Source organism: Bacillus yapensis (assembly GCF_005280205.1).
GTDB classification, from domain to species: Bacteria; Bacillota; Bacilli; order Bacillales; family Cytobacillaceae; genus Robertmurraya; species Robertmurraya yapensis.
On record NZ_SUND01000004.1, the window covers coordinates 215,452 to 228,004 of the forward strand.

Annotated in this window: 16 protein-coding genes; 1 reads left to right on the forward strand and 15 read right to left on the reverse strand. The window is 35.8% G+C overall.

Annotated elements, in window-relative coordinates; genetic code table 11:
- Nucleotides 1–22 precede the first annotated feature (22 nt).
- The 5 genes from FAR12_RS07280 to FAR12_RS07300 form a co-directional block, all read right to left on the reverse strand.
- Complete coding sequence (locus tag FAR12_RS07280; RefSeq protein WP_126407834.1) at nucleotides 23–1,036, reverse strand: S66 family peptidase; 1,014 nt, start codon at nucleotides 1,034–1,036, stop codon at nucleotides 23–25.
- A 17-nt stretch (nucleotides 1,037–1,053) separates the two neighbouring features.
- Entirely contained in the window at nucleotides 1,054–1,575 is a 522-nt protein-coding gene (locus FAR12_RS07285) for a GNAT family N-acetyltransferase (RefSeq protein ID WP_126407836.1), read from the reverse strand.
- Between the two features lie 76 nt (nucleotides 1,576–1,651).
- Nucleotides 1,652–2,128 (reverse strand): hypothetical protein, encoded by a 477-nt coding sequence (locus FAR12_RS07290; protein WP_126407838.1) that lies wholly within the window; start codon nucleotides 2,126–2,128, stop codon nucleotides 1,652–1,654.
- Nucleotides 2,121–2,984, reverse strand: coding sequence for a protein kinase domain-containing protein (locus tag FAR12_RS07295; protein WP_126407840.1), 864 nt, complete (start codon nucleotides 2,982–2,984; stop codon nucleotides 2,121–2,123). Before FAR12_RS07295 ends, FAR12_RS07290 begins: the two co-directional genes overlap by 8 nt.
- A 63-nt stretch (nucleotides 2,985–3,047) precedes the next feature.
- On the reverse strand, nucleotides 3,048–3,830 hold the full coding sequence (locus FAR12_RS07300) for a lipid II flippase Amj family protein (protein ID WP_212734379.1): 783 nt from the start codon (nucleotides 3,828–3,830) through the stop codon (nucleotides 3,048–3,050).
- A gap of 145 nt (nucleotides 3,831–3,975) precedes the next feature.
- On the opposite strand from FAR12_RS07300, the gene FAR12_RS07305 reads away from it, so the two are divergent.
- Nucleotides 3,976–4,731 (forward strand): DUF6612 family protein, encoded by a 756-nt coding sequence (locus FAR12_RS07305; RefSeq protein ID WP_126407844.1) that lies wholly within the window; start codon nucleotides 3,976–3,978, stop codon nucleotides 4,729–4,731.
- A 175-nt stretch (nucleotides 4,732–4,906) separates the two neighbouring features.
- On the opposite strand, the gene FAR12_RS07310 is transcribed toward FAR12_RS07305, so the two are convergent.
- The 10 genes from FAR12_RS07310 to FAR12_RS07355 form a co-directional block, all read right to left on the reverse strand.
- On the reverse strand, nucleotides 4,907–6,283 hold the full coding sequence (locus FAR12_RS07310; protein WP_126407846.1) for a UDP-N-acetylmuramoyl-tripeptide--D-alanyl-D-alanine ligase: 1,377 nt from the start codon (nucleotides 6,281–6,283) through the stop codon (nucleotides 4,907–4,909).
- Nucleotides 6,284–6,577: 294 nt separating this feature from the next.
- On the reverse strand, nucleotides 6,578–7,108 hold the full coding sequence (locus tag FAR12_RS07315) for a histidine phosphatase family protein (protein ID WP_126407848.1): 531 nt from the start codon (nucleotides 7,106–7,108) through the stop codon (nucleotides 6,578–6,580).
- Nucleotides 7,109–7,173: 65 nt separating this feature from the next.
- Nucleotides 7,174–7,362 (reverse strand): amino acid transporter, encoded by a 189-nt coding sequence (locus FAR12_RS07320; protein WP_126407850.1) that lies wholly within the window; start codon nucleotides 7,360–7,362, stop codon nucleotides 7,174–7,176.
- 19 nt (nucleotides 7,363–7,381) lie between these two features.
- Nucleotides 7,382–8,056, reverse strand: a complete 675-nt coding sequence (locus FAR12_RS07325; protein ID WP_126407852.1) for a VOC family protein — start codon at nucleotides 8,054–8,056, stop codon at nucleotides 7,382–7,384.
- 283 nt (nucleotides 8,057–8,339) lie between these two features.
- Nucleotides 8,340–8,828, reverse strand: a complete 489-nt coding sequence (locus tag FAR12_RS07330; RefSeq protein ID WP_126407854.1) for an NUDIX hydrolase — start codon at nucleotides 8,826–8,828, stop codon at nucleotides 8,340–8,342.
- 59 nt (nucleotides 8,829–8,887) lie between these two features.
- Nucleotides 8,888–9,274 (reverse strand): hypothetical protein, encoded by a 387-nt coding sequence (locus FAR12_RS07335; RefSeq protein ID WP_126407856.1) that lies wholly within the window; start codon nucleotides 9,272–9,274, stop codon nucleotides 8,888–8,890.
- Nucleotides 9,275–9,478: 204 nt separating this feature from the next.
- A complete protein-coding gene (locus FAR12_RS07340; RefSeq protein WP_126407858.1) occupies nucleotides 9,479–9,991 on the reverse strand; it encodes a CBO0543 family protein in 513 nt (170 codons plus the stop codon).
- 51 nt (nucleotides 9,992–10,042) lie between these two features.
- Nucleotides 10,043–10,882, reverse strand: coding sequence for a hypothetical protein (locus tag FAR12_RS07345; RefSeq protein ID WP_126407860.1), 840 nt, complete (start codon nucleotides 10,880–10,882; stop codon nucleotides 10,043–10,045).
- On the reverse strand, nucleotides 10,869–11,780 hold the full coding sequence (locus tag FAR12_RS07350) for a WD40/YVTN/BNR-like repeat-containing protein (protein ID WP_246010324.1): 912 nt from the start codon (nucleotides 11,778–11,780) through the stop codon (nucleotides 10,869–10,871). The genes FAR12_RS07345 and FAR12_RS07350 overlap by 14 nt, the downstream gene beginning before the upstream one ends.
- A 101-nt stretch (nucleotides 11,781–11,881) precedes the next feature.
- Complete coding sequence (locus FAR12_RS07355) at nucleotides 11,882–12,520, reverse strand: lysoplasmalogenase (RefSeq protein WP_126407864.1); 639 nt, start codon at nucleotides 12,518–12,520, stop codon at nucleotides 11,882–11,884.
- Nucleotides 12,521–12,553 lie beyond the last annotated feature (33 nt).

Genomic DNA, 12,553 nt, shown 5'->3' on the forward strand with positions numbered 1-12,553 from the left:
CCCTTGAATTTTACTTCTTAGTTTATTTAAAAGTTTGGAATACTCTTCCCTTTCCATTCTCCGATTCAACTTCAGCATAGGCACCATTAACAAACGTAATTTGAGGCGGCACATGTCCGCAATCAATGTCATAGATAATTGGGATACGAAGTTCTTCAGAAAGTTCCTGATAGACATCCTCCGCCGTATAATTATCGACCGGCATATTTGCTGGACTTCGGCCAAACATGATTCCACTACAATTTTCAAACCAACCAGCTAACTTCATTTGAACGAGTGAACGACGCAAGTCTGTCGTGGATAACTCACAATTTTCGAGGTACCAAATGATAGACTCACCTTCGATGAACTTCTCTGAAAAGGTTCGTACATCTCCATAAGGTGTACCAACTAGATGACGAATCACATCGACACAGCCGCCAAGTAAACGGCCTTTTATATGAACTCTATTACTATCTACTGTTTTCCAATATGTTTCTTCAGTCAAATGGAAAACGTAAGGTGAGGGAGTATCATGCTTCCATTCTTTTTGATACTTTTCTGATGAATGTTGGAGAATAGATTCATTTCTTTTCGTAGATAAAACAGTCTGCCACATGGCTGTCGTTTCATCAGAGTATTCACCTCTTAAATCTGCCAAATTTGTACCATGTGCAGTAGCAATACCTGTTTTTAATGTGATTGCTAACATTAGCAAGCTAATATCGGAATAGCCAAGTATCCACTTATCCTGTAGACGATGAAAATCTAAGTATTCTAGCATTTCGATAAGTAGTTCTCCACCCCAAGGCGGGATAATCAAGTCGATTTTTTCATCTGCCATCATTTGATTCAACTCTGCCGCTCTTACTTTTGCAGGAGCAGACTTTGCCTTATCCTGTGTCCACACAGTTTCACCACAAACAACGTTAAATCCTCGTTCTTCTAACCGATTTCCTGCCGTCTTTACAAGCTCATGTAATTGACTCTGTACACCTGATGACGGAGCAGTAACTCCTATCGTTGCACCTTTTTCTAAAATTGGATATCTAATCATATTTTCCTCCTATTCGATCATAGCTTTGATATTACCTCACTAAGATCATTCCATTCGTAGATTAATAGACTCAATTCTGCATCACCTAGAGTGATACTTTGAGTTCCAATTAATTCTGCACCATATTTTTCATAGAAATATCGAGATTTGTTGTCTTCCAATACTTCAACAAAAACTTTCAGGTAACCAAGTTCCCTAAATTGAATAAAGAGCTGCTTCATCAATTGTTTTCCTATACCTGTCTCTTTATATTCTTCAAGAATATAAATGGAGGTTAAGTCACCAGAATGCTCAACATGATTTGTTTCTCTTTTTCCACAGTCAGCAAATCCAACGATTTCACCATCATCATTTTCTGCGACAAAAACATAATTACCTTCTTTATTGATATTACGAGTCCATAAGTCAGTTCGTTGATCATAGGATAATTTCTTGAGGAATTCATCTGGAATGATATTTTTATAGGAAGTACGCCAACTATCAACATGTACTCTAGCAATATCGCTTGCATCGGTTAAAATTGCCTTTCTAATATTCATTAAGTACACATTCTCCGATGGTGAAATTTTTACAATAATATCACAATTCAATTAAAAAAGACATAATCTCGGAAGATTAATGTCCTTTTTGTTCAAATTCATTTAAAAAATCGAGTTTTCGCTGGTCTTTATTGTTGTTTTTATTTCGGCGATAGCCATCAAGTAAAGATTTACTATAAACTTTTTTGTAATCGGAAATAGAGAGCGTGTAATACACTGCACGATCGTCTACATTTTTTAATAAGCTCTTGTAATCCACATCCGCAAATAGTCTTAAATCCTCCAAATAAGCAATACCAATTTTAAACTCAGCTTTCCTAAATTCATGCTCATGCAAATCAGTCAATTCATAGCCTAATCCTTCGATAGTTGTTTTCAGTTCTGGCCATCTCTCTTTTAGAAAAATGAACGGTACTAGAATGTCGATGTCTTGTGGAGAAAAATCAACTTTTGCCACTCTACTCAATCCTAATGAGCCATACAAAACAGGGATAATTTTCAATTCTTGATTAAGTGTTTTCGCGATAGTAAGAAATTCATTATATTTATCCATAGTTTTCTACTTTTAACCATGTATTGTAGAATTCCTCTACCGAAGCATATCGATGACCTCTATCTTTTTGAACTGCCTTGATCACTACATCATAGAGATCCTGACTTGCATCCCATTTTTCGAAGGAATGATCTAGCTCTCTACCCAAAAGCCCAAATGCTATCGAACCCATATTGAATACATTGGTTCTCTCGTCAATCACAGCACCATATTCGAATTCCTCAGGAGACATAAATCTCTCAGAACCCCACATTCTGCCCATATTATTGAAAAAAAGTTTTTTCTGATAGAAATCGATATCACATATCTTTGTCACATTATTTTTAAAATCATAGAGAATACTTCCATCATAAAAATCAACAGCTACATATCCTTTCTTTTCCACATGTACATGAAACTCCAATATATTTTTAAAGGAATCCAACCGTTGTTTTATCGGCAAATGTTTATAACGATAAAATGGTGAATCAGGGTGAGTATATTTGTGCGGCGGTGGAAATGACCAATGAGAATGCAGACATTCCCCATCAAACCAATCGAAAATCATGACATAGCCGTGGTCTACCTCAAAATGATCTACTAATTTTATCAATTGCTTATGCTGTAGATTCTCATAAGTCGATACCGAATTCTTCAACCGGATTACGGCATCCTCAGGTTCACCTTCATATTCCATCGTCTTCGCACCAGCAAACTTCACGAACTTTTTCTGCCCATCTTTTTCGATTCCAAAACATAGATTTCCTGGATCCTGTTCATCAAAAACAGTGAATACTTCTCCTAAATCTGTTAACCATTTAAAACTACGATTCTCTTTTAATTGGAATGAAATTTTATCTAGATTAAACGTGTGCAATACTTGAAAACCTCCGAATTTTCATTTGTATAATGAATTCACCAAAGACAGTAAAAATCCTTTTTAAGAATAAACCTTCGCAATAATTATAGCTGCTGGGTAAATCAGAACTTGTCCAATCAGTGTACCGAGTAGCTTCGTTCCAATTAACATAATGACCAATGCTTTAACATCCCCATACGGACGTTTATCGCGCATGGCCTGATCCGTAATAATGGCAGACTGTGGGTCCACTAATAATGTCAAGAGTATGGTAGCTATCCCATTAATCATTCCAGAGGATGCCGATGCTGCTAATTGATATTCAGCGTCGATAAAAAAAGCAGCATAGTAAGCCGATAGAACGCCAATTGTATAAATTGCAGTAATCATTGTGTTTAAAAGCAAAAGCCGCTTCGGAATCTCTCGGTATCTTAAGCTATGAAACATCTTTTTTCGTGGCTTGGTCGTGTTTTTCACGATACGTTTTATATTGGAAATACTCAAGGCTTCAACTACGATAGATGGTACTGAACCTTTTACCTCTAAGCGATCAACTGCTTTCGAAAATATTTTTAAGAACGTTGGAATTAGGACAATTCCCAAAATAGTCCCGATTGTGGATGATAATATAACGAGTCGAATATCGTTTATTGGATCAATTCCTTTGATGATACTAAAACCAATAAGCCCACCAATGAGTGGTGCTTGAAACATATTGGCAGTTCTCGAGACGAGCACAAATATATTAAAAAGCGACATCGATAGCGCAAACTTGCCGCTTTTGACTGAATTTAATCGAACAGAATAGGCCAATGTATCAACTAAATGGATAACTAGAGTTAGCCCCATAAGACTTAGTAACATGTAAATCACCTCTTCAATTAGACGACAATCTAACTTTTATGTTTCACATCCATTTTTAAAATGGAAATCATTAAATGAAAAGTAATTATTTTCCTATAAGTAAGAATATAGTAAACTATGATTAAGTCTAATATTGGGGGTCAATATGAAAAAGATCTTATTTTTTCTCGTAGCAGCCATGGCGATTGTTTTAGCTGGGTGCGGAAGCACATCCGTTTCAAAAGAAGATGTCGTCAGTAAAGCGTTAAATGCCAAGATTAATAGTGCCGAAGTAACCGGGAAAGTTGATGTAAAATTAGGTTCAAACGGAGAAAATACGGAGCAATCCATTGATTTGTCTGTGAAATATTCCGATGATCCTTTCCTTACTTACGTTAAAATGGGCACTGTTGAAGGAGATATCGAAATGTATCTCGACAAGGATAACGCCTATATGTTTATACCTGGTATGGACGGTTGGATGAAGACACCAACTAGTGATACAGCGGAGCTTGCAGAACTTGCAGAAGGTCAATCCATCCAAGAAGACCTTGATAAACTTGAGAAGTTTGAGGATCTTTTTACATTTGAAAGTGTTGAAGATGGCTATGAGTTAAAAGTACAATTAAAAGAAGATGCGACTGAAGAGGAATTCGCCTTAGTGCAAGAAGTTCTAAAAGATTCCATTCAGGATGTACAGTATGAAGATATAAAAATTAATGCCTTTGATTATACACTAACGCTTGATAAAGAATACTTGCTAACATCCGCTTTGGCAAAGTTAGATTTAGAAGTAACGGCTGAAGGCGAAAAAGTACAAATGGCCACAACTGCCGATGTGAAGTATACGAATGTGAACAAGTTAAAAGATTTTACCATACCTACTGAAGTCAGTGAAAATGCAATGGACGTTAGTGAATAATATAGTATTAAGAGAGCATGGTGTTGCCATGCTCTTTACTTTACTTTCAAATTGACGTAGTTTGAGCATCAATCACAGTTCTATATTTCTTTACAACTAAAAATTAATGCTGAATTTTATCAACCAATTACGTATTTGTTTCAATTTTTAACCCCAAAAAGACCCAAATTAGTAACTATAATAACAAGTTTACAATCTCCTCTAGAGCCATTCCACGTGAACCTTTAACCAATATAATGTCGTTTTCCATAGTTATGTCCTTGATAAGTTCCACAATTTCCTTTTTGTCGGTGAAATGTTTCACTCTCTCTTTACCAAAGGTTTTTTTGGCTTCATTTGCAGTGTGTTTGGACAGAGGTCCATATGTAATAAGGTAGTCAATTCTGTCTGGATCAATTATCTGTCCAATTTCTTTGTGATAATCTTCTTCTTTGGCTCCTAATTCCAACATATCTCCTAAAACTATAATTTTCTTATTATAGTGTCTCAATTCCTGAAAAGCTTCTATAGCAGCTGTGACAGAGTTGGGGCTCGCATTCCATGCGTCATTAATAATGGTATATCCGCTCTTTGAAATCAGTTTTTGCATACGCATTTCTGTAATCGTTAAATTTTTCAAACCACTAACAATATTTTCCTCTTTAATTCCAAGTTCTTTCCCAACAGAAATAGCTGCTAAGGCATTCTGGACATTATGTTTACCCATTAACGGTACAGTATAAAGTGATGCATTACGATTATTTATGAAAAATTTATACTCTCCAGATTCCTCAAAAACCGAACTAGCGTAAATATCATTATCTGTGCTCACACCAAAAGTTATAAACCGAATACGACTTGTATTGTATGTATATTTAACTTCATTAAGAAGTGGTTCATCCCCGTAAAAAATGAATAATCCATTTTCTTTCAGACCTGCTAATATTTCTAGTTTTGCTTTTGCGATTTCCTCCCTGGAACCTAATGTTGCTATATGTGATAACCCAATCATTGTAATAATTGCGATGTCAGGTTGGGCAATTTTTGATAACTGTTCAATTTGCCCTCTTTCACTCATCCCCATTTCAAGTACCACTATTTCATCATCTTCGGATACCTCTAAAATGGTTAATGGTAAACCAATTTGACTATTTAAGTTCCCTCTTGTCTTATGGACATTGAAGGATGTGCTAACAATCGAATTGACCATATCCTTTGTAGTCGTTTTCCCATTACTGCCTGTAATTCCAATCACTTTAATGGACAGTTGATTTCGATATGAGGATGCTAAAGATTGTAAAGCTAGCAATGTGTTGTCAACAAAAATTAACGGAATATCTTTAGGAGGATTTGAACGATTTTTTTCCCATAAGGCAGCAATTGCACCATTCTTCATTGCTTCGAGTACATAATTATGTCCATCCTTAATTCTTATAATAGGTATAAACAAGTTACCCTTTTTAACGGTTCTTGAATCTATCGAAACACCTTCAACCATTACACTTTCAAACTTTTCCTCTAGTCCTTCTCCATTAATCATCACTTTGATAGCCTTAAGGCTTCTCTTTATCAAAAGAACTCCTCCCTAATCACTTCCCTGTCTTAATTGCTGACTCACTTATGATTAAACTAAGCCTTAATCTGCTTAGCCATTTTTCAGAATTAGAGATTTGCCTTGTTATTCCGTTTGTCTCTTCGAAATATTCTAATCCTTCGACTGAAGTATAATGAACATCAAATCCACCTATTCTTTTTGCTATCACACAGAACCAACTTACCAAATTGGTCCTTAAACATTGTTCTTTCACAAAAGAAAACCAAAAATTCCGATTTACTAATTCCATTCTTTTTATTTGAGTTATGCATATTACAATTTAAAAATATATTTCTTAAAATAACCATTTTCTGAGGAGTATTTTAAAATATTGCCGTCTTGTGGTATTCCCTCAAAAAATGCTCCAATACATCCAGTCGTGCATCGATGTCCTGATATTAAAATATTGAGTTCATTATTACCATATTCATGTTCTAAGTCACTCATAAAATCAAAAACTCTTTTAACAAATGTATCTGTTTCTTCTACACCTTTGTAAAAATTTGAATCAGGTATTGCACCGGACATTTTCACTTCACTTATCTTTAATCCGTCCGCTTCTCCTAAATCAAAGACATCGAGTCTCCTATCAGTAATTGTTTTTTTACCTGTCACTATTTCTGCAGTCTGAATTGCCCTTTCCTGCGGAGACGAGAATATATAATCAAAAGCTATCTCATTAAGGTGATTTCTTAATTTTACTGCCTGTTCTATACCAACTTCATTAAGGGGCAAACCAACTCTACCTTGCAACCGTCGCTCTTTGTTAAAATCAGTTTGTCCATGTCTAATTACATAAATCATCCATTGTCACTCCAATTCAAATAATTATCTGCTATGACAAAGAAGGTTTAACTTAAATATGACCCTCATTTAATGAACTGTAAAACAAGTAGTAACAATATGGTGATGGAGAAGAAACTAAACATAAAATATCCAAAATACCTAATCGGTTTCGGCAACTTTTTTAAATCAGTCTGAACAAGATTCCCAACATTTCCCTCAATCTTATTTAGGTGGTCGATGGCATCATTCATAGGTTCTTTCTCTTCCTTCATACGATCAGTCCCTCCATTTTTAGAAGATCTCCAACTGTCTATCTGAATTGACAACAATTCTTCTCTCATTCGTCGTCGTAATTTCAAGTGGATAAATAGCAGACTTCTTATCAGAGAAAATCCATCTTCTACCTGGTTGATTGACAATAATGAAGACTCCTTTTGATATTTCACCCATAAAATTTAGCGACGTCGAAGTTAAATCTCCGTGTTCTCGCTCGTGAATCCCAATCTCCATTAACCTATTACATGTATCTATCGCATCATCTACCGTAAGTCCGATTTCACTTATATTCATTATCGATTCTATTGAAAAAGATCCTTCCCTCACTTCTGCTAACGATTGTCTTGCAATTAGTTCAACGATATTCCCAGCTGGATCATAAAAATAGAAAGAGTAAGCACTAAAATTTGAAAAATAGATTTCATCATTGTCAAAATCTATATTTAAAGCAACTCGTTCCTTGACCCATTCTTTTGCTTCCGCAAATAAGTTAGAAGGAATATTAAAAGCAAAATGATAATAGGGATTCCCTTCCACTTGTTGGGATGTAAACTCCAATTCACTGGTCCCAACGACAATCCGAAAACTATTTTCATCCTCGTTAATTAAAGGAAAGCCAAAACGTTCTACATAAAACTGTTTCATTTTTTCTATATGATTAGACTGTAGAATGACTGACTTAATTTCCATTATCTACGCACCACCTTTGTTAAATTTTAACATATTCATTCCAGAATGTTTCGAATCTTTATCCCGCTACTAAATGTCGACCAATCTGTTACCCCTATTTTCACCAGTTCGGCTGCCGCTTCCTCTGGAGGAATTTGAAACCCTTCCTTTACCCAATAAGTTACCAACACGACCATCAATCGAATTCATTTCGATTAATGATGGTAGTAGGTATTTAAGGACATCCATAATCAATAATTCTTTATATACCTTCCACAATTCAAGTTCTTACCGAATTCATATTCTAGAGTTTCGAACTTTTTGAAAATGATGGAGTCAGTCCCCACAGCTTGTCTCCTAAACTATCTATGAGAGCTTTTGCTCTTTTTTCAATGTTATCCGGAAGATTTTCCCTACTGAAATACTCAAGTTTCAAACTCTCTCCATCCTTCATTTCTAGCTTCCCACTCACATCTATTGCATGATATAAGTTGATGACACTATATGTTTCATCACCGTTTGGATAACGGAAATAATAATCTGGACCAGAGAACACACCAATTAACTTAAATTCATTCGCAATAAGTCCGGTTTCTTCATTTAATTCACGAGAAGCTACTTCTTCAAGTGTTTCACCAAGTTCCATTCCTCCACCAGGCAACCCCCAATCCAGAGTATCTGAACGATGTTGAAAAAGAATCTCACTATTTTCATTTACTACAATTATGGTTGCTCCAACACTAATAATTGGTTGGGTGCCAATCAACTTCCTTAGTTCAGTAATATAGCCCATAATTCTTCCACCTTCTGTCGATTAAATGTTTATGCTGTACTTACAAACTAACCTCATGCTTATTTTATTTTGAGAACTTCGTGCTCCATTTCAATCTCCCAATGGTTTGCAAGTACATTCAGCTCATTCTCTTCGGTCAATACAAATCCCATTTCTAATTTCTCTCGATCTTTTTCAAAAATGAACATTCCATGAGGCAAATAATCATATTTGAGACCCGTGTCAAAAAGAAAAAGACTTCGCGGACTTGTATTGATCAGTTCAATTACATGCTCAATTTCATCCTTATTCGTTATGACCTTAATTGTCTCACCCGTTTCTGTAATCGTTAATTTATCAAAATCGCCCTCAATAACATTGACATTAAAAGCCCAAATTACAATTAAAAGTATGGCGAAGATGAAAAGCAGACTTACTACAAAAATACTACGTTTAATTTTGGTCATATTTTCCTCTCTGTTCTTATTTAAATGTGTTAATTTCTACTTACCCAGTTTTTTTGGACATTTGGTAGAGTTAAAACACACTCATTTAGCAATATACGCATGGCCAGACGATATACAGCATCCTTAAAAATCTGCTTCCCCCAGAAAAAATTCAACAAAAAGAGCGATAATCCTGATTATCGCTCCTTCATATTTTCCATGATTCTAAAAGACTACATTAGGTCTCTTGCGTCTCTGTCTCTCTTCCAATTTCCGAACAAAGGCTATAAATGTTCTCGTTAGTAACGATTTGAAAGTCAGACTCAAAAAAGTATGATACCATTTCCATTTACTGCTCCACTCAATTAGCTTGGAAGTTTTTTCAGCCCAAAGCTCAATCAATAACATAGGAACCGTAAAGAAAAAGACTTTGAAAATGATTCCAATCGGTTTGCCTTTCAATGTAAGTTGATTATAAAGCACCGTAATCGTTGGATAAATTAATAAATCAAATAGTATATGCGTTTGGAATAAATTCGGAAGTATACGATTTGGATACTTAACGATCTTGAAGCTTGATAATATCTTATCAATAAATAAATTAGTAGTAGCATTGTAAAAATAGACAAGTAGCCAATCCTTAATCGGGGGTTTCCTTAATAAAATCGGAATTAACAAAATGATGTGAAACGCTAAAAGGAATAACAATATACTATGATCTAATCTACTTCTCCGCATCGTAATCACCACTCTTAGCTGTACTATTTCTAAGCATGAAAGAAACGCTTTCTATTGGGCAAATCGGAGAGTTTCAGGTTGATTCTGCTCCATTGTTACCTTGTATAAACTTATGTTTCCCACCAAAGGTTCAGTTGAATCGGAGTGAACAACAAAATTCTCATTCAAAGAGATGGTCCAAATCGGTTCGTTTTTTCTTTTTAAAACAACAGCTAATGTGCCATATTGTTGAATGTCTTCCCACTTGAACAACTCAGCTGCACTATTCTCTTTGATCGAAATCCCTTCTGTATTACTGACCACCTCAACTCCATTCCCTTTCCATACTCCTTGGATCTCCGGACCGACATTATAATAAGATATTCCATTTTTCCTGTCCCCGTATGTTGCCACAAAATGGTCAATCTTATAATCAGTTGTTTGATAAGTAAAGGCAGCGATATCATTTGCCAGCCACTCTACTTTGACTTCACCAATAATCTTATTTGGAAGAACTTCTTTAGGACGAGCGAAAATACCGTAGTGTGTTCGATAATATACGACCTCACCACTCTTTAGATTTTCCTTCACCGAAAATACGTGATGTTTATTCGGTGATATACTCGTAATGTTTCTAACTTCCTTGTTCATATGAACAAGCAATCCTATTTGAACTAAAAGAAGTGCTGCCAATACACCCAGTACGATTTTCGTGAGTTTTCTTAAAAGCAGTGTCAGACCAATGTATAGAAATAGCAGACATAAAATATTGACAACGTAAAATAATCGACTATCTGTATACTCAACCTGGTACTTTGCATGGGCAAAAAAATAAGTTAGTTGCAAACAGAATAGCGCAGCCGCGAAAAGTAATAGAATCCATCCAGTAATCAAATTTTTATTCTGCTTCATTCGGTTGCACCTCCATTGCAAAAGACCATGTTAACCCATTATCCTTTGAGATAAATTTCCCTTTCACTTTCCCTCCAGCATAATCACCATTGGAACCTTGATTAATTAGAAGAGATAAATGATCCTCTTCTCTTATTGGTAACTCCGCTTGAACAAAGATTAGATCATATTGTTCTGGAATTTCAATAACAGATGCATGCCAAGTTTGTCCACCATCTTGTGTCACATACAGATCCGGTTTGTCTGGGTTAATCGTCCCATACGACATAAATCCTGTGTTTTCATCGATAAATCCACCATCCGCGATAATTCTTGTTGAAGGAGGCGTTGTTGTCTCGTCCCAAGTTATGCCCCCATCATGAGTTAAAAAGACAGCGGAAAACTCCTGAGACATCGTTCGGTCGCCAGTAAGTACTGCATAGCCAAACTGGTCATTTAAGAAATCGACTTTTCTATAGCGAACATAAGGGAAGTTTTTGCTGATGACACCTTCTTGCCACGTCACCCCGTGGTCGCGTGAAAACTTAAATAATATGGAATCCGTCCCGTATATAAACCCAACTCGTGCATCGGAAAAGATGTAGCTTCCTGGAATCAATTCGTCTTTGCTACCGTTGTACTCTCCAACAAATAGCGAATCTTTTTCAATAGGAACCCGTACCCAATCTTCACCTTTATTGTATGTAATGTTTAATTCTTCGTTTTGTAAGGAATAACTAATCTGTTCATATGTAACTGGCCGCAATCCATTAGTCTGATTTTGTTGAGCGTTTTCTTGTTCTACTTTCGGTAAATTCGACTGTGGTACGGCAACATGGGTTTGGTTTTCATACATAATCGTGCTAATAATTATGCCAATAACCAAACCTCCAGATAAAGATAGGATCCATTTTTTCAACAAAAGCACCCCTTTCATTTGCCATTATACAAAAGTATACATAGAAAATCTAGGTATAATAATGCCAAAAAGATACAACTGCTCAAAGAACAGTTGTGACATTACGGAGTAGCTTCGAAAAAGCGCAAGCTATGTGCAATCAAAAATTGTGCCGAATAGTAGGTCGTCATAATCAATATGTCTGAATATAGAATATCCGAGACGAACATATTCCACGACAGCAATGAATCTGAAATGACAAATAGAATACTTCCGATAATTGTCCATTTATTCCTAGAAAGAAATGCGGTCCAACACATAAGCAAGATGACTACAAGATAAATAAGCACCGGTACGAGTAATGGATAGTTTTGCTCTTGTAGCAGTGCACCAATCACATAATACCCTATGAGCGAACCGTACAATCCAAGCGGGATAAGGATAAACAAAGCTTGCTTTGAAAGCTGTCGATATCGCGAAAATCCCACTGTATAAAAGATATGCCCTATCAGAAAGGCCGTTAATCCAATTACAAACCATCTTAGCAATCCATCTCCGAGCATACAGAAAAAAAGGCCGCACCATATAATCCAATGTGGACGTGATGTTTTAGCAGGCATCCGTTTATAGGCATAAATTAAGATCAGCCACATCGGGATGAGTTTAAATAATGTTTTGAGTGCTTCTGGATTGTTTGGGATAACAAAGATGTACAAAATGCCCATTACTAAGATGAGAACGGGTAGTCCAAATTTTTTCACCGATTTTCCTCCGAATTCATAAAAAGACGATGT